The 23,380-nt window shown below is 58.1% G+C and carries 16 protein-coding genes, 1 tRNA gene and 6 pseudogenes; 12 read left to right on the top strand and 11 right to left on the bottom strand.

Translation table 11 applies throughout. The features are described from left to right. Window positions 1-145: 145 nt before the first annotated feature. The 8 genes from E2K80_RS07950 to E2K80_RS07915 all read left to right on the top strand — a co-directional run bounded on the left by E2K80_RS07950 (window position 146) and on the right by E2K80_RS07915 (window position 9,024). A complete protein-coding gene (locus E2K80_RS07950; protein ID WP_135376517.1) occupies window positions 146-1,558 on the top strand; it encodes a cryptochrome/photolyase family protein in 1,413 nt (470 codons plus the stop codon). A gap of 88 nt (window positions 1,559-1,646) precedes the next feature. Next, window positions 1,647-2,858 carry an SAM-dependent methyltransferase gene (locus tag E2K80_RS07945; RefSeq protein WP_135374336.1) on the top strand — a complete coding sequence of 404 codons (1,212 nt, stop codon included), beginning with the start codon at window positions 1,647-1,649 and terminating at the stop codon, window positions 2,856-2,858. Between the two features lies 1 nt (window position 2,859). Further along, complete coding sequence (locus E2K80_RS07940; RefSeq protein WP_135374334.1) at window positions 2,860-3,300, top strand: TrgA family protein; 441 nt, start codon at window positions 2,860-2,862, stop codon at window positions 3,298-3,300. 112 nt (window positions 3,301-3,412) lie between these two features. Next, window positions 3,413-4,543, top strand: coding sequence for a gamma-glutamylcyclotransferase (locus tag E2K80_RS07935; RefSeq protein WP_135374332.1), 1,131 nt, complete (start codon window positions 3,413-3,415; stop codon window positions 4,541-4,543). 60 nt (window positions 4,544-4,603) lie between these two features. Continuing rightward, entirely contained in the window at window positions 4,604-5,632 is a 1,029-nt protein-coding gene (locus E2K80_RS07930; RefSeq protein WP_135374330.1) for a cysteine synthase A, read from the top strand. After that, complete coding sequence (locus E2K80_RS07925; RefSeq protein ID WP_135374328.1) at window positions 5,629-8,046, top strand: DUF3772 domain-containing protein; 2,418 nt, start codon at window positions 5,629-5,631, stop codon at window positions 8,044-8,046. Before E2K80_RS07930 ends, E2K80_RS07925 begins: the two co-directional genes overlap by 4 nt. After that, window positions 8,043-8,762 (top strand): alanyl-tRNA editing protein, encoded by a 720-nt coding sequence (locus E2K80_RS07920; RefSeq protein ID WP_135374326.1) that lies wholly within the window; start codon window positions 8,043-8,045, stop codon window positions 8,760-8,762. The genes E2K80_RS07925 and E2K80_RS07920 overlap by 4 nt, the downstream gene beginning before the upstream one ends. A gap of 172 nt (window positions 8,763-8,934) precedes the next feature. Further along, window positions 8,935-9,024, top strand: a tRNA-Ser gene (locus E2K80_RS07915). Window positions 9,025-9,367: 343 nt separating this feature from the next. Here the strand turns inward: E2K80_RS07915 and E2K80_RS07910 are convergent. The 8 genes and pseudogenes from E2K80_RS07910 to E2K80_RS07875 form a co-directional block, all read right to left on the bottom strand. Next, window positions 9,368-9,547 (bottom strand): annotated as a pseudogene (locus E2K80_RS07910) (integrase core domain-containing protein); the annotation flags it as partial. Continuing rightward, a pseudogene (locus E2K80_RS07905) lies at window positions 9,541-9,954 on the bottom strand (IS630 family transposase); the annotation flags it as partial. The pseudogenes E2K80_RS07905 and E2K80_RS07910, both read right to left, overlap by 7 nt. Before the next feature lie 90 nt (window positions 9,955-10,044). Beyond that, complete coding sequence (locus E2K80_RS07900) at window positions 10,045-10,362, bottom strand: helix-turn-helix domain-containing protein (RefSeq protein ID WP_135373741.1); 318 nt, start codon at window positions 10,360-10,362, stop codon at window positions 10,045-10,047. 505 nt (window positions 10,363-10,867) lie between these two features. Further along, complete coding sequence (locus E2K80_RS07895; RefSeq protein WP_135374322.1) at window positions 10,868-11,992, bottom strand: hypothetical protein; 1,125 nt, start codon at window positions 11,990-11,992, stop codon at window positions 10,868-10,870. Between the two features lie 23 nt (window positions 11,993-12,015). Next, entirely contained in the window at window positions 12,016-14,139 is a 2,124-nt protein-coding gene (locus E2K80_RS07890; protein WP_135374320.1) for a dynamin family protein, read from the bottom strand. Beyond that, on the bottom strand, window positions 14,136-15,422 hold the full coding sequence (locus E2K80_RS07885) for a dynamin family protein (protein ID WP_135374318.1): 1,287 nt from the start codon (window positions 15,420-15,422) through the stop codon (window positions 14,136-14,138). Before E2K80_RS07885 ends, E2K80_RS07890 begins: the two co-directional genes overlap by 4 nt. Next, window positions 15,419-17,359, bottom strand: a complete 1,941-nt coding sequence (locus E2K80_RS07880; protein WP_168193132.1) for a dynamin family protein — start codon at window positions 17,357-17,359, stop codon at window positions 15,419-15,421. The genes E2K80_RS07885 and E2K80_RS07880 overlap by 4 nt, the downstream gene beginning before the upstream one ends. A 133-nt stretch (window positions 17,360-17,492) precedes the next feature. After that, the gene (locus E2K80_RS07875; RefSeq protein WP_238475687.1) at window positions 17,493-17,873 is read right to left on the bottom strand and encodes a roadblock/LC7 domain-containing protein; all 381 of its coding nucleotides are present in this window, start codon (window positions 17,871-17,873) and stop codon (window positions 17,493-17,495) included. 120 nt (window positions 17,874-17,993) lie between these two features. Between E2K80_RS07875 and E2K80_RS07870 the strand changes: the two genes are divergently transcribed. Next, window positions 17,994-18,395, top strand: coding sequence for a hypothetical protein (locus E2K80_RS07870; protein WP_135374312.1), 402 nt, complete (start codon window positions 17,994-17,996; stop codon window positions 18,393-18,395). Between the two features lie 162 nt (window positions 18,396-18,557). Continuing rightward, window positions 18,558-18,803 (top strand): annotated as a pseudogene (locus tag E2K80_RS20045) (hypothetical protein); the annotation flags it as partial. A gap of 63 nt (window positions 18,804-18,866) precedes the next feature. Here the strand turns inward: E2K80_RS20045 and E2K80_RS07865 are convergent. Continuing rightward, window positions 18,867-19,805, bottom strand: a pseudogene (locus tag E2K80_RS07865) (IS110 family transposase); the annotation flags it as partial. 65 nt (window positions 19,806-19,870) lie between these two features. On the opposite strand from E2K80_RS07865, the pseudogene E2K80_RS19530 reads away from it, so the two are divergent. Together E2K80_RS19530 and E2K80_RS07855 are read left to right on the top strand one after the other, a co-directional pair. Beyond that, a pseudogene (locus tag E2K80_RS19530) lies at window positions 19,871-20,041 on the top strand (IS630-like element ISSpo6 family transposase); the annotation flags it as partial. 448 nt (window positions 20,042-20,489) lie between these two features. Next, window positions 20,490-21,253 (top strand): IS5 family transposase gene (locus E2K80_RS07855; protein WP_135372318.1). Its coding sequence is split into 2 segments (ribosomal slippage): window positions 20,490-20,828 and window positions 20,831-21,253, totalling 762 coding nucleotides; the frame shifts between segments, so codons are not numbered across the junction. Window positions 21,254-21,276: 23 nt separating this feature from the next. On the opposite strand, the gene E2K80_RS07850 is transcribed toward E2K80_RS07855, so the two are convergent. Both E2K80_RS07850 and E2K80_RS07845 read right to left on the bottom strand, forming a co-directional pair. Beyond that, complete coding sequence (locus E2K80_RS07850) at window positions 21,277-22,371, bottom strand: IS630 family transposase (protein ID WP_135372316.1); 1,095 nt, start codon at window positions 22,369-22,371, stop codon at window positions 21,277-21,279. Between the two features lie 69 nt (window positions 22,372-22,440). Continuing rightward, window positions 22,441-23,303: pseudogene (locus E2K80_RS07845) on the bottom strand (IS5 family transposase). Window positions 23,304-23,380 lie beyond the last annotated feature (77 nt).

The raw sequence follows: 23,380 nt of genomic DNA, 5'->3' as shown, positions 1-23,380 counted from the left end.
CGCAGGGTTTCCCCCTCGCCTGGCCCGCGCTGCGGGCCAGGCTCAGGCTTCGCCTCCGGCGGGGATATTTTTCAAGCAGAGAAGCGGGGGCTTGAATTATGGGGCACCGCGCTAGATGGATCATGAGCTTGAAACAGGCGGTGAGATGACCCCCAGGCCGATCATTTACTGGATGCGCCGGGATTTCCGTCTGGCGGATAACCCGGCTTTGGTGGCGGCCTGTGCATCCAGGCGCCCGGTGATCCCGGTGTTCATTCTTGATGAGGTGGTGGAGGGCCACAAACCGGCGCCGAAATGGCGTCTGGCGCTTTCGGTCACCCGTTTTGCAGAGGTGCTGGCGGGGCAGGGTGGCCGGCTGATCCTGCGCCGGGGGCGGGCGCTGGATGTGTTGCGCGCGCTGGTGGCCGAGACCGGGGCGGGCTCGGTGCACTGGGCGCGTTTATATGACCCCGACAGCAAGGCCCGTGACGAGGCTGTGAAGGCCGGGTTGAAGGCCGATGAGCTGGAGGCGGTCAGCCATCCGGGCCATGTGGTGTTTGAACCCTGGACCGTGCAGACCGGGACCGGCGGGTTTTACCGGGTGTATTCGCCGTTCTGGCGGGCGGTGCGCGGGCGCGAGGTGGCGGAGCCTCTGGCGGTGCCGAAGCTGAATTTCCCGGAGATCTGGCCTGCAAGTGACGATCTGGCAGATTGGCATATGGCGGCGGCAATGGGGCGCGGGGCCGGGGTGGTGCGCCCGCATCTGACCCTTGGTGAAGCCGCGGCGCAGGACCGGCTGGACCGGTTTCTGGACAGCCGGATCGGGGCCTATAAGGTGGCGCGGGATTTTCTGGATCAGGACGCGACATCGGGGTTGAGCGAGCCGCTGGCCTATGGCGAGATCAGCGCGCGCGTCTGCTGGCATGCGGGGCAGGGCGCAATGCTGCGCGGCGAACCGGGGGCGGAGCATTTTCTGAAAGAACTGATCTGGCGCGATTTCGCCTATCATCTTGTGTTTCACACGCCGCATATCACCCATGGCAACTGGCGCGCGGAATGGGATGGGTTTCCCTGGCGCGGCGACAATTCGGAGGCCGAAGCCTGGCGGCGCGGGCGCACCGGCCTGCCGGTGATTGATGCGGCCCTGCGCGAGATGTATGTCACCGGGCGGATGCATAACCGGGCGCGGATGCTGGTGGCTTCATATCTTACCAAACATCTGATGACCGATTGGCGTATCGGGCGCGACTGGTTCGAGGCCTGTCTGGTGGACTGGGATCCGGCCTCGAACGCCATGGGCTGGCAATGGGTCGCCGGATCAGGACCCGATGCCGCCCCCTATTTCCGCATTTTCAACCCGGAAACCCAGAGTGAGAAATTCGACCAACAGGGGCTTTATCGCCGTAAATGGGTGGCCGAGCTTAGCGCCGATCCGGGAGCCGAGGCGCTGTCGTATTTCGAGGCGATCCCGCAGGCCTGGGGCATGGGCGCGGATGATCCTTACCCGGAGGCGCCGGTTGTGGGGCTGGCCGAGGGCCGGGCGCGGGCGTTGAGCGCTTATGAAAACCGGGGGTTCTGACGGGCCGCCCGCAGCACAGACAAACAAATCAGCTTGAGCCGGGGGGCGTGTTTCGCGCAGGATGACCGGATCGGAATGGAAAGATGCGATGACAGTCAAAACCACCACCGCCGGAGAGGCTGACCTGCCCCGCTATTTCGGTGCGGTTTTCGAACAGGCCCGGGCGATGGCCAATGGCCGTCTGGATATGTGCCTGCCTGACGGGCGCGTGTTTCGGGCCGAAGGGGCAGGGCCGGGGCCGGTGGCAAAGCTGGATATCCACAACCCGGATATTTTTGCCCGTCTGATCCGCGAGGGTGATCTGGGATTTTGCGAGGCCTATCTGGATGGCTGGTGGTCGACCCCCGATCTGCAGGCGTTCATGGATCTGGCCCATGCGGAGAATGACGAGATTTATGACGGGTTTCTGGGCCTGAAACTGCTGCGCGCCTATGAGCGGATGCGGTTCTGGATGCAGTCAAATTCAAAACGGCAGGCGCGGAAGAACATCTCGCACCATTATGATCTGGGCAATGCGTTTTACGGGCTCTGGCTGGATGATACGATGACCTATTCCTCGGCGCTTTACCGCACCGGGCAGGAGGCGCTTGAGGTGGCGCAGATGCAGAAATACGCCTCAATGGTGGATGAGATGGGCGCGCGGCCCGGCGATCATGTGTTGGAGATCGGCTGTGGCTGGGGCGGGTTTGCGGAATATGCCGCGAGGGAGCGGGGGCTGAAAGTCACCGGGCTGACCATCTCGAAAGAGCAGCATGATTATGCGGTGGCACGGATGGAACGCCTTGGGCTGAGCGACCGGGTCGAGATCAGGATGCAGGATTACCGCGATGAGCGCGGCAGCTATGACGGGATCGCCTCGATCGAGATGTTCGAGGCGGTGGGGCAGAAATACTGGCCGGTCTATTTCAAAAGCCTGAAAGACCGGCTGAAACCGGGGCGGCATGCCACGCTTCAGATCATCACGGTGCAGGACCGGCGATGGGAAATCTATAAACGCGGTGTCGATTTCATTCAGAAATACATCTTTCCCGGGGGCATGTTGCCCTCACCGACCGCGTTGCGGGCCGAAGTGGAGAAAGCGGGTCTGAAGGTCACGAGGTCGATCGAATTCGGCGAAAGCTATTCCCAGACCCTGCGAAGATGGTATGATACGTTCAACGCACGCTGGGAGGAGGTCGCCGCCCTGGGTTTTGACGACAGGTTTCGCCGGATGTGGAATTTCTACCTTACCTCCTGCGCCGCAACATTTCATTTCGGCAATTGCGATGTCACGCAGATCACCGTGACAAGGCCGCTTTAGGATGCTGACAGCGGCCAAACTTGTGGCGGCATTGCTGTTTGCCGGTGTCGGCTATGGCGCCGCCTATCTGGTGACGGATACGTTCCCCGAGGGTCAGCTTGCCACCTATTTCCCGGCCTCGATCGCGGGGATCGGCCTGTGGCAGGGCTGGTATGTGATGGGAGGCCGCGCGGGCCATGGCTATTATGCGGCGCTTGGCAACGGGTTCCGCACCTCGGTTCAGATCACGTTTTTCGGATTGCTGCTTTTTGCGCTGCGCGAGATGTTCATGCGCTCGGCCAGTTTGCGTTATGACGGGCCGGGCGAAGCGGTGATTGCGACATTGGAGTTGTTTCTGGAATATTTCTGGCAGATGCAGACCGCCCCGGTGCTGGTGACCCTGACACTGGGCGGGGCTTTGGCGGGTCTGTTGACGGAAAAAGCTGCCCGGTCCTGGAGGTGAAGCGTTTCGACTTACTGTTGAACCGCCTTTCGCTGCCTTTCGCCTTTGGCTCAAACGCGAAAGCCGTTCTACGGCTTCAATGTAAAGTCGAAACGCTATAGGGCAGAGATCAATGGACAGTTTGTTTTTCTACGGCACATTATGCTATCGGCCCTTGCTTGGGCTGGTTCTGGGCCGTGTGCCCGATCTGCTGGCGGCGCGGCTGGATGGGCATAAGGTCAGCTGGGCCGAGGGGCAAAGCTTTCCGATGATCGACCCCGTTGCGGGGGCCGGGGCCGAGGGTCTGTTGCTGCGCGATGTCACCGAAGAAGACCGCGCGCGGCTGGATCATTACGAGGGCGCCTTTGCCTATGGGGTCAAGACGGTGGAGGTGGAGACCGGCGCGGGGCCTGTTGCCGCCCATGTCTATATGCCCGAGACCCCGCTCTGGCCTGCGGGCGCGCCCTGGTCGCTGGAGGATTGGCTGCGGGACTGGGGGGCCCTTACACTGGAGGCCGCCGCCGAAATCATGGCGCTTTACGGGACGGAAGACGCTGCCAGTATCGCAACACGGTTCGGGATGATCCGGTCGCGGGCGCAATCCAGATTGCGCGCGGCAGACTGGGAGCGTGCCCGCAGCATCAGCGCCGATTTCACCCGCGATGATATCGAGCTGGCGCATCTGGCCACCCCCTATCGGAAGTTCTTCATGATCGAGGAATATACCGCCCGTCATCGCCGGTTTGACGGCACGCTGTCGGCGCCGGTTGACCGCGCGGTATTTCGGGCCGCTGATGCGGTGACCCTGCTGCCCTATGATCCCCTGCGCGACCGGGTTCTTCTGATCGAACAGCTGCGTCTTGGCGCCTATGCACAGGGCGATCGCTTCCCCTGGTTGCTGGAACCGGTGGCGGGGATCATTGATGCGGGCGAGGCCCCCGAAACCTCGGTCCGCCGTGAAGCGCTGGAAGAGGCGGGGGTTGAGATCGGCGCGCTGCATCTGGTCGGACAGTATTACCCCTCACCCGGCGGCATGGCGCAGCTTTTGATCTCGTATATCGGGCTGGCGGATCTGCATGATGATCTGCCGGAAGTCGGGGGGCTTGATGCGGAGGGGGAAGATATCCGCTCACATCTGGTCGGATTTGCAGAAGCGATGGAGATGTTGCGCACGGGCGAGCTTGCCGTCGCCCCTTTGATCATCTCGATACAGTGGCTGGCGGCCCATCGCGATGCCCTGCGTGACGGGTCTTTGACCGCTTGAGTTTGGCGCCCGGCACGCCTATCCCTTGTGAACGGTTCGATTGGCAGGGAGCACGCAGATATGAATGTCCATAATGATCTGGCCCAGGCGATTGGAAACACCCCCCTGATCCGGCTGAATGCGATCAGCGTGGCCACCGGCTGCGAGGTGCTGGGCAAGGCGGAATTCATGAACCCCGGCCAGTCGGTCAAGGACCGGGCGGCCCTGTTCATCATCCGCGACGCCATCGCGCGCGGTGATCTGAAACCGGGCGGCACGATTGTCGAGGGCACGGCGGGCAATACCGGCATCGGTCTGGCGCTGGTGGGGGCGTCCATGGGGTTCAGAACCGTGATCGTCATCCCCGAGACGCAGAGCCAGGAAAAGAAAGATATGCTGCGCCTGGCGGGTGCGACACTGGTTCAGGTGCCGGCGGCGCCTTACAAGAACCCCAATAATTACGTGCGGTATTCTGAACGGCTGGCCGCGGAGCTGGCCAAAACCGAACCCAATGGCGCGATCTGGGCCAATCAGTTCGACAATGTGGCCAACCGGCAGGCCCATATCGAAATGACCGGGCCGGAGATCTGGGCGCAGACCGACGGCAAGGTGGACGGGTTCATCTGTGCGGTTGGCACCGGCGGCACGCTGGCCGGTATCGGCATGGCGCTGCAACCCAAAGGCGTGGCCATAGGTCTGGCGGACCCGGACGGGTCGGCGATTCACAGTTTCTACACCACGGGTGTGTTCAAATCCGAAGGTGGCTCGATCACCGAGGGGATCGGGCAGGGGCGGGAGACCGCAAATCTTGTGGGCTTCACCCCGGACCATTGCTTCAAAATCTCCGATGCGGAGGCTTTGCCGATGGTGTTTGACCTGCTGGCCGATGAGGGGCTCTGCCTTGGCGGGTCGTCGGGCATCAATGTGGCGGGCGCGGCCCGTATGGCCCGCGCGATGGGACCGGGCCATACAATTGTGACGATCCTCTGTGACTATGGCACACGGTATCAGTCCAAACTGTTCAACCCGGATTTCCTGCGCGAAAAGGGCTTGCCTGTCCCCTCGTGGCTGGACAGTCCCGATATGGATTTGCCGGGCGTTTTTGAATGATTGCAATGCTTCGGCATGGTCTGACAGTTTGGCTGCTGATGGTGGCCCTGGCCTTTCCGGCCACGCTTCTGGCGCAGGATGTGCCGGATTATGACCGGTGGGCCGATGTGGCCGATCAGGCCGAATATGTCATCGACGGGCAACGTGCCACCGATGAGGCGCTGGAAATCCTGCGTGCACGGCTGGTGGATTGGCGCGGCCGGTTCCAGCAGGCACAACAGATCAACGCCTCGCGGATCGACAGCCTGCGCGCGCAGATCGACGCGCTTGGGGCGCCGCCCGCAGAGGGTGAAACCGAAGCCTCCGATATCGCCGCGCAACGGTCGGACCTGAATGGCCGTCTGGCCGAGCAAGAGGCCCCCGTGCGCCGCGCAGAAGCCGAGCTTCAGCGCGTGCAGGGCCTGATCGGAGAGATTGACGCCCTGATCTCGGAGCGTCTGACCGGGGAGCTGCTGTCGCTGGGGCCATCGCCGCTGAACCCGGCCAACTGGCCCGGTGCGTATGATGCGCTGGCGCATTGGCTGGTCGAGACCGGGCTTGAGATCGACACGCTGGTTGCGTCGCGGCTGCGGCAGGCCGAGTTGAAGGGAAACGCGCCGCTGATTGTCGTATATCTGTTGCTGGCACTGGTTCTTCTGGGCCGGGGCTGGCGGTGGGTCGGGCGGGTGATGCAACCTGCCATCGCGCGCGAAGAAGCCTCACCAGCGGCGCGATTAAGCCTGTTTTTCTTGTCGCTTCTGCAATGCTTTGTCCCGATTATCGGTCTGGCGGCCATTCAAAATGCGCTTGAGATCACCGGGTTTGTCGGCCTGCGTGGGCAGGTTCTGGTCGGCCTGATCACACCGATTGCGATCATTCTGATGGTCTCGGTCTGGCTGGGCCGTCAGGTTTTCCCGGTGCGCGAAACTGCCGTCAGACCGCTGAGCCTGACCCCGGGCGAACGACGTCAGGGGCGCTGGACGGCCATTGCCATGGGCGTGACGATCGGGGCCGGCACGGTCATAGACGATATTGCCACCAATGGCGGGTTTGAGGATGCCGCGCAGCTGACGCTGTTTTTCCCCGTGGTGGTGATGCTGGGGCTTTTGCTGGTTCGGCTTGGGCGGTTGCTGACCAGCCATGTCAGGCAGGAAACCACCGATGGCCAGGAACTCAAGGTCTATGGCCGGATCATGCGCGTGCTGGGCTGGGCCGCGATGGGGCTGGGCATTGCCGGGCCTGTCCTGGCCGGGATCGGCTATCACACTGCCGGTGTCAGCTTTCTGATGCCCTTCACCATCAGCCTGGCCCTGCTGGCGCTGGTGCGCATCCTGCAACGGCTGGTGGGCAATCTTTATGGTGCGCTGACACGGCGCAAGGAGGGGCTTGAGGACGCATTGGCGCCAACGCTGATCGGCTTCCTGCTGGCGATCCTGTCGCTGCCGCTTTTCGCGATGACATGGGGCATGCGCCCGGCGCAGATGCTGGATATGTGGCGCCAGGTGATCGAGGGTGTCTCGGTCGGCGGCGTCATGATCAACCCCGGCAATTTTCTGGTTTTCGCTCTGGTCTTCGGCGCGGGCTATACCGTCACCCGGTTGTTGCAGGCGACGCTGAAATCCTCGGTTCTGCCAAAGACCAGACTGGATGCAGGCGGGCGCACGGCGATCCTGTCGGGCACCGGTTATCTGGGGATATTCCTCGCCGCAATCCTTGCGATTACCGCCGCCGGGATCGACCTCAGCTCTCTGGCGATTGTTGCCGGCGCCTTGTCTGTCGGCATCGGGTTCGGGTTGCAGACCATCGTGTCGAATTTCGTCTCCGGCATCATTCTGCTGATTGAGCGTCCGATCAAGGAGGGGGACTGGATCGAGGTCAACGGGATGATGGGTTATGTGCGCGAAATCTCGGTGCGCTCCACCCGGATCGAAACCTTCGACCGGTCCGATGTGATTGTGCCCAATGCGGATCTGATCTCGGGTGTGGTCACCAACATGACCCATCACAACAACACGGGCCGCGCGATTGTGCCCGTGGGCGTGGCCTATGGCACCGATACCAGACGGGTCGAGGCGATCCTGCGGGAGGTGGCAGAGGCACATCCGATGGTTCTGCTGAACCCGCCGCCCAACATCATCTTTCAGGGATTTGGCGCAGACAGCCTGGATTTCGAAATCCGGGCGCTGCTGCGGGATGTGAATTTCGTTCTCAGTGTGAAAAGCGACCTGAACCACGGGATTGCCGCGCGTTTTGCCGAGGAGGAGATCGAAATTCCCTTCGCGCAGCGGGATGTCTGGTTCAGAAACCCGGAAGCCTTGCAGAACATGCCTGAGACGGCGGCGCCGCAAAAACCGCATCCGGCCCCCCGCGATGCCGGTCATGATGATCTGAACATGCCTGATGCCGACACGCCCGATGGAGATGCCGCCCCATGACCGAGACATTGTTTCTGCTGGATGCCTACCGGAAAACCGCGCCGGGCGTGGTGACCGGCCTGACCGATGAGGGCGGGATCATCCTTGACACTTCGCTGTTTTATGCCCGTGGCGGCGGCCAGCCCGGGGATAGCGGCATGCTGGATTGGGCCGGGGGGCGCATACCCGTCGCCACGGCCGTCAAGGGGGAGGGCGGGCAGATCATCCTGCTTCCGGCAGAGCCTGCCGCGCTGCCGCCGGTCGGGGCGTCGGTGGAACAGCGGATAGACTGGGACCGGCGCTTTGGCCATATGCGCAGCCATACGGCCCTGCATCTTCTGTCTGTGGTGATCCCGCTGCCGGTGACCGGTGGCGCGGTCGGGGCCGATAAGGGGCGGCTGGATTTCAACATGCCCGATGCGCCGGAGGACAAGCTTGTTTTGCAAGGCAGGCTGAACGCCCTGATCGAGCGGCGGCTTGATGTGCGCGAGGACTGGATCAGTGAGGCGGAGTTGGAGGCCAATCCCGGGCTGGTCAAGACCATGTCGGTCCAGCCGCCGAAAGGCGCGGGCAAGATCCGCCTGATCCGGATCGGGCAGGGCGACGGGCAGGTTGACCTGCAACCCTGCGGCGGCACCCATGTGGTCAATACCGGTGAGATCGGCAAAGTCACCATCGGCAAGATCGAAAACAAAGGCCGCCAGAACCGCCGGGTGACCTTGGTGCTGGACGGTTAAGGCCTTTCGGGATCTGCCTGATACCAAAGAGATCGGTTTTCGTTGTTGGACCAGAGGCGAGAGGTATTGAAAGTGCCGCACCCGCCGATCTGGCCCCCGCACGGAATTGACGACCAGCCCCCCGATTTCCCTTGCACGCCCCGGGCGCCCTGCGCTATCCCCCGACGGCATTGGAGCGGTGGCCGAGTGGTCGAAGGCGCACGCCTGGAAAGTGTGTAGGCGGGAGACCGTCTCCAGGGTTCGAATCCCTGTCGCTCCGCCATTTTGTTTTCCGTACTGCAAATCCCCCCTAACACCTTGAAAGGTATAGTGGTTTTTGGTGTTCGAAACCCTGTTTTCCGGCCGTAGGTAATCCGCTCTGCAAAGGCCAGTTTAAGGACGGTTCTTTGCAGGGCCAGATTGCCACTTTCCCATAGTTTCCAGGGGTTTGAGAGGAATGTGAGGGCGTGTTCGAACATTTGCTCGAAGGTGCCCTGTGATGGCCCCTGATGTTCAAACTTTTCATTGAGAATGAGCTTGCCCCGCTCCAACTGGTCGATCCGCTTTTCATAGGCCGCGATGACCTTGGGTAATCCCCCATTTTTAGTGGGGTCCAGCCGTAGAATTCACGCGGCTGTTTTCAATTTCATGGCGGGTGTTATGCCGCCGATACCCATGTTGGGTCGCTCGTTGTTGTAAGTCCAGAGCCATTCAGTCGCCTTATCTTGTGCCTCCTCAATCGTTTCAAAGATGTATTGTCCGAGCCACTCGCCACGAACAGTGCGGTTGTAACGTTCTATGTTCGCGCGGTGGCTTTCCGGATCAGGGATTTCAGCTTTGAGAACGCCATCTCTATGGGGTTGAGGTCTGGGCTGTATGGCGGCAGGAACAGGAACCATGCGCCGATGCTGTGCAGAGCTTCAGCGGCGGCAGGTGCCTTGTGGCTGGAGAGGTTATCAAGAATGACAACGTCACCCTCGCGCAGGGTCGGCACCAGTTGGGTTTCGGTGTAGAGGGTGAACATCTCGCTGTTCATGGCCCCGTCGATGACCCATGGGGCGTCCAACCGATCATGGCGCAGTGCACCAATGAAGGTCTGGGTGCGCCAATGGCCGAAGGGTGCGTGATCGACCAAGCGCTGGCCATAAGGAGCCCATCCGGTTGTCTTGGCCATGTTGGTCTTGACCGAAGTCTCGTCGATGAAAGCCAGCCTGTCCAGATAGTTGGCCATGAAGGGCTATTGTCTAGCCCCCAATCTTTGGGTCATTTCTGATTAGAGTTTCTGGCACGGGTGGCCTCATGTTCAAGGCCTGATGTGGCCGCGATGCACGTCGATACCATGCGTCTCGGCCAACTCCGAGACCAGTTCATCGAGCGTGATCTCTCCTTTCCCGGCCACGCGGGCTTCGATCCAGTCAGCTACGCTCGCCAGTTTGCCGTGACCGCCACCGTTGCCTTGCGGACGTGGTGCCAGCGACCCGGTTTCGCGCCGCAGTTTGATCAAGTCGTTCACAAACCGGGGTGACACACGAAAGTGTCGTGCCGCTTCACGGTGACCGTGTCCTTCATCCACAAACGCAACAACACGTTCGCGTAACTCTATCGGATGTGGCTTGCCCATCTGTGACCCCATATCTGCCTCACACACAAGGAATCACATCATGAGCAATCTGGGAATCCTGAATCAGGATGACTGCAACACGCTCTAGTATCACACGTTCTCTGTCACTTTGTTGCTTGATTGTTCGATAGTTTCCATCAGAATCTTAATTCCCTTTGGGCGTTTTTCTCGATATCTAACGATTTTCTTGAGTTCTGGGTAGAAGCTCCAATCCCAGGAAGAATAGTCACCTCCCGTCACAGTCGCGATCCTGGTCATCTTATAGCCGAAGCCGTCCTCACAAACGACTTGTACAATAGTTCCGCTGCGCAAGAGGCATCCGTTGCCGTCATGCAAGACCCAAGGCCCCCACTCATCATTTGAATTTCGTGGCTTTGTTGCTACCATTAGATACCTCACAGATGAATAGCGTTTCGGATTTCGGCATCGCTTAGATGGCCCTGGGGTTTCAACAATTTTCTTACTACCAGGAGCATGCGAGGAGCGAACTATTGACGCCAACATCTTATACAACGGACGAGCACAATTCAGAGAATCTCTTGTACGCCATCCCATGGTTGAGCCCTGACAGAATAGCACACATGAATAGAATCTGCCCGTCAGATCTGAGCTGAATGTGGATGCTGTGAGTCGCGGTTTTTAGGACCATCTCAACGTTGAGTGTCTCGGACTTTTCCTCTATCGACCAATTCTGGAGCCAGCTGGCAGCAAGAATTCGACTGACCTCTCCAAGCCTTCGGCACTCTGCGTCGTCTCCCAATATGGAAATGCAAGAAGCACCGTTAGCGGTATCGCAGGAGCCGAAAATTATCCCATCCGACCCAATTTGAACGGGGGTCGCTTCTGTGGGCATGTGCTTTGTGAGTTCGAATGAATCGCGAGGAATAGTATTGGGCAATACAGCAGCTTCGTTTTCGGAACGTATGAGAGCAATGCGGTCTGCGATTTCATTGAGTTCCATTGCTAGAGCATCTGCGCCCGAATCCGTCCACGCATCGTTTTTTGGGCCTTTGGCTTCTACGTTCTGGCGGGAGTTCGACATGAATAGAATACGCTGGAAAGAGCGTCTCGTTTCGCGCTCCATTCGGTCTCGGATTTTGAGAAGGTCGTCTCTCCGACGCAATTTATCGGCTCGGGAAACAACGAGAATGCAGTCCTTTGGTCGGGAGGCACTGAGCGCATCAAAGATTGATTTCTCTGTTAGGCGCCATGCCTGCGACGCGATCGTTACCCATATGAAGATATCGGACGACTGGACAAGAGCCTTGTGCTCTTCCGACAAGTCCTCGGCGTTCGAGAGCGGAACCTCAACAAACTCGAACCTGGAAATCGCAGGGCAAACGAACATAGCCTTGGCACTTTCGGCGATGCAGGATTGCGCGCGGCTCTTTGCTGCTTTCACATCAACGCTGTTGCCCATGGCATCGTAATATTCCACCATAGTTTCTTCGCCCCACTCGGCGTAGATCGTCGGCCGTTGAACCTGCCCCATATTGTCGTTCAACAGGTTTGTGCTGAAAAGCGCATTGAGCAAAGCCGATTTACCGGACCGAACTTCGCCGCACACAGCGACACGAAGAACGCGCGACCCTTGTTGCGAATGAGTATTCTGTTCATGGCAGTCTAACATGTCTCGGTCTTCCCATTCTGCCCTTACGCGGCGCTCGAAAGGTCTGGCTTCTGTAACCCGGCTTCAAGAGCGGACAAGTTTACCATGCGTCGGTCGAGAATGTTGATCTTGCTTTGCAACCTATGCGCCATTGCCCTCTGTTCTTCTGGGTCTCCGGCAAGCTTTGCCAAGGCGGTCCGATCCCGCTTGAGGCGGTGGGTCTCGTCGCTGATCGCCGCATCTACCATTCTCAGCATAACCCGAATGCGCGACATGCCGGCGCTGGCACGCTCAACCTGGGCATCGTTGAAGGCCAGCAGAACCTTTTGAATTGGCTGGTGCATTTCTTCAGTGGCAATGGTCCGAAGTGCGGCGATTGTTTTGGGCCAGTTCGGTGTTGCATCTCTGGCCCAGAACTTCCAGCCGCGATCCATGACGACTTCCAAAGTGATTTTCTTCTTTACGAGCAGTACGGTAGATGCGAAATCATCGAATGGGATGCCGCTGAGATCAATGTCCGCAACGGATTCGTCGAATGTATCACTGATGAGGTTCCGGCAGGCGTGCAGACAATTGTTCAACGTGACATCCGTCGTGGCCCGTGATTTTTCGAAGGCCCTGGTCACATCTGTTTCGATAATGCGCTGAAGCGGACCCAGATCGATTTCCAGTGGCCTTGGCTTGTCGCTGGAGAGGCTTGTACGAAGCACTCGATCATCGACGAGACTGTCTTGCTTTCCCAGGAACGTCTGAACCTGCTCGACCAACTTGGTTTCCAGCTTCGACCACGATTTCGAGACCAGGGATTCTATCTGCTCTTCGGCGTTGTCGACCAATTCGCTGATCCGGGATTGGATCTCCGAAAGCTTGCCGATTTCACCGGCAATCTCGTTTGCAGCGGCCTCCGCCACGGTGCCTTGGATGCTTTCGACCTGACTATGGATCGAAAGCCTCTCTTGCTTTGTCACAAATTGGGTTGCACTGATCTCTGCCCGAACGTCACCGAGAATCTTGGCAAGCTGGCCGCGGCCGACGCCATTGTCGATTACGCGGGACAGGGCAGTTCGGACGTCGTCGAGCCCGGAACCAAGCAACAGTCGGTCAATCGGGTTCTTGGGAACGTGCGAATATTTCCTCTGCAGGTATTCGGACAATTCCGGGGTATCGAGCGTATCGCGCAACATTGCGGCTTCGTCATCAACACGCATCGCAATGTTCGCCATGAATGCACTGCCGACGACGACGGCGAAGTCTATGTTGGGGATGGCAAGCCGCAGACGATGTTCAACATCGGCAACAACTCGCGGAACTTCGACACTGTAGTCGTCCAGTTCATCGATCCGGTTGAGGAAGACAAGAACATCCTTGTTGTCCTGCTTGGCAAGAATCCGGATGAGGGCGATGTCGACATCCGTCAATGGCTGGTGCGCTGAAAGCGCGACGATAAAGACGTCCGAGTTATCGAGGCTGCGACAGGTGAACTCGTCGCGCACGAGAAACGGGTCGTTCACACCCGGCGTGTCGGTGACAATTGTGGGAACCTGAAACTCGGGCATACGCATGCTTGCATTTGCTACCTTCGTCAGGGTCGCGTAGCGCCCCAACGCTGATTTATCGGATTTTTCATCGTCAGCCGGACCGGCGCAAACATAGCGCTGCAGCAGATCGGGCGTCAGGAAATCATATTCGTGGCTTTTGCCCAGAAGGGTTTCGTAGTGCGAACCGAGGCGCTGCTTTGCTTGCGCCTTCATGGTTTCCGATTGTTTGCGTAAAAGCTCTGTGTCGAAGCCGGGCAAAAGCTGCTCGGTCAGCTTACGGATGCGCGACCCGCCATCAACGATCTCTTGCCAGTCGTTTTCATCGAAGAAATCGAACCTTGCACCTGCAATGGGATCGCCCGGGATATTGATGCGAATATTCGTGACCACAGAGGTCCAGGGGTTCACATCCGAGGGCAGCAGATTGTCCTGTCGAAGAAACGCATTGAGGAATGTAGATTTGCCGGCCTTGACCTGACCGATAACGGCGACCTTCACGGCCCAATCGTTGAGTGCAGTTTGGATTTCCCTGAAATTCCCACGTGCCTTCCGATCAACCGTTTTGTCGATTTGACCGAGTGCATCTTGCAAGAAATCAAGTTCGGATTTGAGTTGTGGTGCGATTTTCATGCTTCGGCCTCCATGAATTCGCGAATGGTCAAGAGTTCGCCCTGTTCGCTATTGTCAGTGTTCTCCTGGAGCACATGCTTTGGTCCGGCATGGGCTTGTTGCTCGACATAAGAGATGAGAATGTCCACACCGCCCAGGATCGCTTCCGGGTCTGAACGGTCGATGTCCTTCAAGACACGTCGCCAGAGTTCCTTTGCAGACAACGAAGGCACCGTCCTCTGCTGTGTGTCCTCTGACTCCACATCATCGAAAAGTGGAGGAGCGTCCTCAGCAGGCAAGCTGAACTCTGCCTCCGGACGCATTTTCTTGTCGTCCTTTGAGTGCGCAACGTCATTGAGGGCTTCGTCAGCACCCGATTCCGCATTGAATTCGTCGTCCTTTGCAGGTGTTGGATCATCTTCGATTTGACCTACGGTGTCACGCTTGTCCGGGAACTGTAGACTACAGGATTTATCAAATGGCTTTACGCGACGCGGAATGATAGCTGGCTGGGATTGACCGCGAAGTCCCTGGTCGTCAGCAGCTTTCTCCTGTTTCGCCGCAAAGGATGCGACCATCGCGTTGCTTTGGCCCAGTTGCCCCGCCCTCGGCGCGATATCCCTGATCACCATCTCGGAGACGCCGGCAACATCGCGTGGGTCGATCAATGCAGCCATCTTGAACGTGCTGAAGAAAGGCCTCGCCTCGCGCTGGACCCGTCGAAGGACACGGTCGGCCATCTGTGTGTCCGGCATTCGGTCCGCATGGGTCACCAGAAGCGTCGCGTCACCGACAAGTTGGTCTGGTAGCTCCTTCCAGAAGGCTTTTTCGCTTTGTCGCCAGGCCTGCGTCGCATTGGTGCACCAAATGACGCTGTCGGCGTAGCTTAGCATCTCTTCCCAGCTTTCGGTCGAGATATTGGGGTCGGAGCTTCCTGGGGTGTCGATGATATCGATCGCCTTCAAGATCTCCGCTGGGTGCGACACGATGATGAAGCGGGTGTCCTTCAACGAAACCTCGTCATAGGACTTGATCGCTTTCACAGTGTTGGACAGCGTGACCGCCGCCATGGCGGGCGCTCCGCCAACGATCCAAACCGGCGGCAACGCCGTCGCGGTCACGTTCGATGGCAGAACGTCATCATGCAGCAATCCCGTAATCAGGCGAGTCTTGCCTGCACTGAATTCTCCGGCAATCAAAATCCTGGGCTTGCGGCGCCCGGAGCTGACTTCCGCCTCTTCATCCGAAACACTTTTCGCGATTGCAACCACTGTAGGACGTTGGTCTTGCTTGTAGCGTTTCATGCCGAAAGCCTCCGTTGTGATGCTCGTTCTTCACTTTCCGAGCGGTTGCGATCGAAGTGTTCTACAATCGCATGGCAGAAGGCGCCTTGTTGGTCGGAAAACTCCTCTACGATGGCGCGAGTACGTTGCACGGTCGGCTCGAAAAAACTGGAAATGAGGTCCTCGATAAGTGGATTGGTCTCTGCCTCGATGACTGTTCTGTAACGCTTTTCAGCTGCGCTCTTTCGCCCGATGCGCCAGTATTTTCGCCACCACGAACCCTGCAGATCAAGGGTCATGGTTCGTGCAATGACCGTCGGAGGTTTGTGCTGTGCCTGTTCCGGGAATTCGATGGAATCTCCTTCGCGGAATACGCCCAAATCGTTCTCCAGGATGTCCTGAATACCATCAAGGACATCGTCGAAGGCGGTTTCGCCGACGCGGCGCAGTTTCGCACAATACGAGGTGTAACCGGTCTTCATCATCATCCGCAGACTGCTCGGGTCGTGCGACCATGACCCAACCTCGCTCGATAGTTCCAAGTGCGATTGCAAGGCAAGTAGAGCGGATTCGACGAAAGCTTCTTGCGCGCGTTCTAGACGTTCGCGCAAGCCCGCCTGCAGTTCGTTGGCTTTGGCGTCAAAATTGCTCAGGCTCTTGTCACGGATATTTGCGACTTGTCGTGACATCTCCTCGGACGTCATCTTGATATTGGATAAGCTTAGAGGGCTTTTGACCCCTATATTTTCGACGGTCTCACTCATCTCGATCATCGAGTTGAGCTCCTTGCGGATGTCGTTGAGAAAGGCACGGCCGGGGCCTTCAACCACACGGATAGAAATGGCTTCTAGCAAGCGCACGATGCCCGAGGAGACCATGGCCCGTTGGCGCAATTCTTCTAGGTCTTCGGTGTCGCCGTTGTACAACTTGGCTAGGGCCGCCCGGCTGGCGGGAAGCATCTGTACCTTGTCCGAATTGGCAAAGTTCGCCCAATACCCTGATCCGAAAATGATTTCGATGCCGCTTCCGATACCAAGGCGGTTCAAGGTGGCCTTGATGGATTTCTCGATGTTCTCCTGCTCCGTAGCCGGATCCTCCAGTTCATCGATGCGGTTTACAAAGATAAGCACTTCGCGGGCGTCGATACTGCAAATGATCCTGAGCAGAGCTAGGTCCATGTTGGAAAGGGCTTGGTGCGCGGAAAGAACGACAACGCAAACGCGACTATCGCTGATCGCGTTTAAGGTAATCTGCTCGCGCATCATGAACGTATCGTTCACTCCGGGCGTATCGCGTACACACAATCCCTTGGGCAGATGCGGAAGATTCAAGTAGAGATCTGCGGTCTTGGTGATGTCTGCATAGACCCCTTCGGTTGACCCCGCCTCGACTTCATCGACATCACCGTAGCAAATGTAGCGGTCGATTGTGTCTTTATCCAAGGTCGGGAAGGCGCGAGAGCTGCCTAGAAGCTGATGAAACTCATCTCCTAGCCGTTCTTGCGTCGATCGCTTCATTTCGGCAATTTGCTCGCGGACTTCGTCGGCTTCGCCTTCGAAACCGGCGCGCTCCGCCATCTGGCCAAGCCGGCCGCCTGTCGCAACCAATCGATCCCATTCGTCCTGATCGAAAAACTGGAAGACGGCCTTGGCATTCGGGGGCTGGTTGCGGTTGTTGAGATGGAGTGCTGTGATAACGGAGGTCCAGGGATTCACATCTGAGGGCAACAAGTCCTCTTTGCCGATAATGGCGTTCAAGAGGGTGCTCTTGCCGGCCTTAATTTGTCCGATGACACTTACTGATGGCTCGAACGCGTTAATGCCGTCCAATACGTCTTCAAGTGGATCTTGGGCGAAGGAAAGTGCGTCCCCGGCGAAGCGATTGATGGCTTCTTCGATTGTATCAAGCTCTTCCCAGAAGGCATTCAACTTTTCGAAGCCATCGCGGTACTGTTTCATAAAATCTAGTCGATCCGACATTTGACGGCCCTTCTACTCAATCCACCTTCTCGGTGGCTGTTCAGATGAGATCGTTGGCGCAACTGTGACACGCCCGATGTTCCCAACGGAGCGTGTCACAAGGGAAAGTGCATCAGACTTTCAGTTCGCCTTCGACTTTCTTCACAGTCATACGCGCCATGCCAAGATTCGCCTTCTTGCGATCCAACGCGACATAGACAAACACCATTGGATTTGACTCCAAAGGACGGATCAAATGCAGTTGCGTCCCGAGCGAAATGAGAATGTCCTCAATTGAGTCGTTCAGGTCCAGTGCTGCCATCGCTTCGTTCTTGGCACGGACAACTTCAGTATTGGCCGCGCCGGCCGCTTCGATGTCGAATTTCGTTCCAGACGTCTGCTGCGCCAGCATGAGGCCGGATTCGCCATCGACGAGGCATGCTGCGATGAATCCGCTGATATCTGCGAGCGGGCTGAGGTCAGTGTTGCTAGAGTTAGCCATTTTAGTCTCCATAGAGTTCATGTGTGTCAGTGGAGACGGTTTCTCCGCTGCGTTTGGCACCGGTGTGGCCAGAATATGATTTCTTTAGGATTCGTGATAGTTTTGAACTATCGATATTGACGCCACCTGAGCTTGAGCCAACCGTTCGACAAGCAACAAGATGGCTTACTCGAACGGTTGGTCGAAACCTCAAACCCAAAGGTCATAGCGGCGCTTGAAGGAAAAATCGAAACGCTGGAAGAGGAAAAGCTGCTGATGAACGATAAAATGGCGCATGAATCGAAACCAAAAGCAAAGATGGGCGACGTGTTCGAACTTTTGCGCGACTTCCTGTCAAGCCCTTGGAATATCTATGAAAACGGCTCACTGACCGTGCGCAAAACCATCCTGAAAACGGCCTTCAAAGCGCCTTTGGTGTATGATCGAAAAACCGGACTTCGAACTCCACAAGTATCTGTAATGTTTGAGTTTTCGCGGATTTCACATCAAAATGTGAAATGGTGCACCGGAGAAGACAAACCTAGAACCTTCTGAGTGCGATCAGATCCTGACAGAATTGGAGGAATGGACAAGCATTCTTCGGACTGAGCCGGAAGTTATCCACAGGTTGGCGGCGTTTGCTGAGGCGGCGAAAGATGCTCCAGATCAAGGTGAGGACGATCCGGGGCTGGCTTCTTCATTTGAGGAGCCTGCGCCATGACCCGTCTTGCATCATCGAAAGATCCCAACGTCGCGCCTGTGTTCTCAAAAGCGTCCAAGCAAAAGGCGCGTACCACATTGTCGCCGCTCACCCTGCGCCTGACGCCCCATGAACGGGCACGGTTGGAAGAGCTCGCGGCGGGCATGACACTCAGTGCTTATGTGCGGGCTTGTGTCTTTGCTGAGGATGCCAAGCTGAGAAAGACCCGTCCAGCGGATCAGGTTGAGGAAAAGAAGGCAGCGGCTGAGGCATTGGCTCTGCTGGGGCAATCGCGGATTGCCAGCAATCTCAATCAACTTGCCTATCGCCAAGGCGATCGCAACGACCCTTGTCTCCTTTGTCGCCAGCTTTCGCGACAGCCAGTCGGTGCCCATGTGGCGACTTCTGCGCCGGACCATGATCTGCGCCATGGCCCCAAGGTAAAGCAGGCGCCGGATATAACGGTTGCCCATCTTCGAGATGCCACCGCTTCGGGGCTTCCCGCCGGTCGAGTGCTGCTTCGGCGTCAGGCCGAGCCAGGCAGCATAGTCCCGCGCCGAGCCGAAATTGCTGACATCCGGTGTCGTTGCGGCAATCGCGGTTGCGGTCAGCACGCCGACGCCTGGGATCGATGCCAGACGGCGGCTCACTTCGTTGTGCCGGTGAACCTCCTTGATCTCGTCGGTCAGCTGCTCGATTCGCGATTGCGTCTCTGCCAGTTGATCGAACAACACCCGGAGCGGAAGGCGCGCGGCCTCGGGCAAGGCGTCCAACTCCTCTGCCAGGCTCGCGACGCGCTTTGATCCCTTCGCCGTAACGATACCAAACTCAGCCATGTGAGCGCGGATCGCGTTGCCGGTTTGCGTGACCTGACCGACGAGAAAATCCCGCGCCCGGTGCAGGACAAGCGCCGCGGAGTCCGCCTCGCTCTTCACGGGAACAAACCGCATCGAAGGCCGGGTGACCGCTTCGCAGATTGCCTCCGCATCGGCCGCATCTGTCTTGTTCCGCTTGACGTAGGGCTTCACATAGGACGGCGGCATCAGTCGGACCGCGTGGCCCATCTCTTGTCGTTGTCGTCCCCAGTGATGGGATCCCGAACACGCCTCGATGCCGATCAGGCATGCTGGGCGCTCTTCGAAGAACGTGAGAAACTGACCTCTCCGCAGCTGACGCCGAACCACAACATTCCCGTCGCAATCAACGCCATGGATCTGTATGACATTCTTGGCGAGGTCGACGCCGACTGTGCTAACTTCATTCATGGATGGCTCCTCAAGTTGGGACAATGACACCCCATCATGGCGCATCGCGACGCCGGGAGCAGGAGCCATCCACACCATCAATTGAGATGGCGTTCTCGAAACTCAAAGCACACCTACGCAGGATCGGCGCTCGAACCTTCACTGACACGTTCCACGCTCTCACAGAAATCTGTGACCTCTACACGCCAGACGAATGCTGGAACTACTTTAAGGCTGCCGGATATGTCTCAAGTTAAAAGTCGGATGCTTTAGGGTCAGGCCCCCTTAAATCCATACCGTCAGCGCCGATTTCACGACATATCAGTGGTTTGCGGCGCGCCGGCCATAGGTGTTCTACGGTCAAGCGGCGCACGCCGCTGAGATGATGTGAAATCGGCGCCCTTCGGGTTTGGCGGATGTCCCGCGTGAGCATCGTTGCAGGCCTTTGAAATAGAACCACTAAAGCGAAATCGTTTTATTCTGCACCATCGCTCATCAAAATTCGCGTTTGAGATCAGCGCTTGCTGATCGAAAGGCAGCGAATTTTGATTCAGATTAAACGATTTCTGCTCTATTCCGGCAGCCCTGCGCCTCGTCACGCGAAAAAATCTGCCAAACTGATGGCATGGATTTAAGGGGGCCTGACCCTAGGGCGTAGACCTATAAATGGCGATGTGCTTCAAGATGTGAAATCTGGGAGGTTTCATGTCGTCGAATTTCCGGCTCACCGAAGAACAGTTCAATAAAATCAGTCCTTTGCTGCCAAACAAGCCCCGAGGCGTGCCACGGGTGGATGATCGTCGTGTCTTGTCCGGGATCATTTTCTGTATCCAGCGAGGCTATCGCTGGTCCGATGTGCCGCCCGAATATGGCCCGGCAAAGACGCTCTACAACCGCTGGAAACGTTGGTCCGAGGCAGGCGTTTTCGAACGTGTCTTTGACGCGCTGGCGCGCGAGACGGCCGACCTGTCGACACTCATGATCGATGCGAGCCATGTCAAAACGCATCGGATCGCAGCGAACGGTGTCAAAAAAACAGCCCGGGCGGACGGAGCATCGGCAAGACCAAAGGCGGGCTGAATTCGAAGCTGCATCTGGTTTGCGACGGTGGCGGTTGCCCGGTTCACTTGGGGCTGACTGCGGGAAATCGGGCCGATATTTCCCAAGCACGCCAGTGCCTTGAACCCTATGTCGCCAAAGGCTGCACCGTCATCGCGGACCGTGGCTATGACGCCAATCACCTGCGTGACTGGCTGACCAAGGCAGAGGCAACAGCCTGCATCCCGCCCCGCAAAAACCGCAAGGTGCAGTTTGAATATGACGCAGATCTCTACAAAACCCGCAATATCGTAGAGCGCATGTTCAATCGCCTGAAAGACTGGCGACAACTCAGCCTGCGCACATTCCGATGCCCCAACACCTTCCTCGCGGCCGCCCACATCGCCGCTACAGTGATTTGGTTCTTATGAGTCTACGCCCTAGTCACCTGTATCTAAAGTTCGCGGCATAAGGTTTGCTGAGTTTGCTGGCAGAACCGTTTGACGGATGCGAGGATTTCGTCTGCGGATTTGACCCACTTGTACGGCGTTGGGTTCTCGTTGTGGGCCTCGATGAATGCCACAATGTCGGCCTCCAACTCTACGGTTGATCGGTGCACGCCCCGCTGTAGCTGCTTGCGGGTCAATTCGGCGAACCAGCGGTCCACCTGGTTGATCCATGACGCTGACGTAGGCGTGAAGTGGACGTGCCAATGCGGGCGGCGCGCCAGCCAAGCCTTGACCCTCGGCGTCTTGTGGGTGGCATAATTGTCCATGACGATATGCACGTCGGGGCCTGCGGGCACGTGCCGGTCGATCTTTTTGAGAAAGTCCGGAAACTCTGTTGCACGATGCCGTTTGTAGCACTTTCCGATCACGGCACCGGTGGCAATATCCAGAGCGGCAAAGAGCGAGGTCGTACCGTGGCGGATGTAAGTGTGAGTTCTCCGCTCAGCCACGCCGGGCGCCATGGGCAGGACCGGCTGTTCCCGATCCAGCGCTTGAATCTGGGATTTCTCGTCTACGCACAACACGATAGCCCGGTTCGGCGGCGACAGGTACAACCCGACAATATCCTGCACCTTGTCCACGAACAGCGGATCGGTTGAGAGTTTGAAAGTCTCGCTGCGGTGTGGCTGTAGCCCGAATGCGTTCCAAATCCGCCGAATTGTTGTGTGAGACAGCCCCGTCGCGGCAGCCATTGAGCGGATCGACCAGTGGGTTGCGTCCTTTGGCATGGTGTTCAGCGTGCGCTCGATCACCTCGGCCACCTGTTCATCCGACACCGTGCGCGGGCGACCGGGGCGGTATTCGTCGGTGAGGCCTTCGATCCGATCCTGTGCAAAACGCCTGCGCCATTTGCCCACCGTGTGCTCGTGCACGCCAAGCTGTGCAGCCACTTCCTTGCTGGGCAGCCCCTCGGCGCACAACAGGATCATCCGACAGCGATCCGACAAAGACCGGGGCGTCTTGTGCTGCCGAACCTGACCTTCGAGAAAGCGGCGCTCTTCATCGCTCAGCACCACCGCATCCGCAACCCGTCCAACCATCGCATCACCTCCTGAAGCTCAGTTCAAACAATGATACGAATTACAGTTCCAGGTGACTAGGGTCAGGACTCAATTGGTCCACCAAACGATTGCGGCTACGAGAAAGACTGCGGACAGGAATACATCGGCACGCTTATCGTAACGTGTTGCTATTCTGCGGAAATCCTTGAGGCGACAGAACATGCGCTCAACCACATTGCGCCCGCGATACGCGTGCCTGTCATAGGAATGTGGGTGTTTTCGCGTGGGATTTGGCGGGATCACAGATTCGCATCCGCGTTCGGCGATGGCGGTTTGCGTTTGATCTGAATCGAAAACCGCTGCCTCTCGCCTTCGGCTCGAACGCGGTTTTCGATGGGGTTGCCTCATCTAAAACGCAAACCGCTTTAGCCAGTCACGCAACCGCCGCGCGTCGTAGGCGCGGTCTGCGAGGAGACGGCGCGGGGTCGGGATGCGTGTCAAAAGCTCCGCAATGCCGTTCAGATCATGCGCTTGGCCCGGTGTCAGGCACAGCGCAACCGGCCTCCCCGCCTCGTCGGTGACGGCATGAATCTTGGTCGCCCGTCCACCGCGAGATCGTCCGATGGCTTGTGCATACTCCCCCCTTTTCCGCCCGAGGCCGAACGGTGTGCCTTGATCGATGTGCTGTCAGCGCTGGTCGTGCCGATCACGCCAGAGGAGCCTGATAAGACATAGAAAACATCCTCCCAGACCCCCTGCTTGGACCACCGGTTGAAGCGATTGTAGATCGTGGTGTAGGGGCCATAATCGGTCGGACAGTCGCGCCAGCGGGCACCTGTCCGGAGCATGTGCAGGATGCCGGAGATAACCCGCCTGTCATCCACCCGCCGCGCCCCACACCGTCCGGTCGGCAAATGCGGCTGGATCGATGCCCATTCCTCGTCGCTGAGCCAATAAAGGTTCGGTGCCATCAAAATCTCCCGCCTGTTTGGAACAGGAGTGAAGCAGATCAAACACTCAAGCGAAATCCCCCAATTGAGTACGAACC

The organism is Rhodophyticola sp. CCM32, assembly GCF_004751985.1.
Lineage (GTDB): Bacteria > Pseudomonadota > Alphaproteobacteria > Rhodobacterales > Rhodobacteraceae > Rhodophyticola.
The sequence above is the reverse complement of the archived record's forward strand: the minus strand, read 5'-3'. Positions and strand labels throughout refer to the sequence as shown.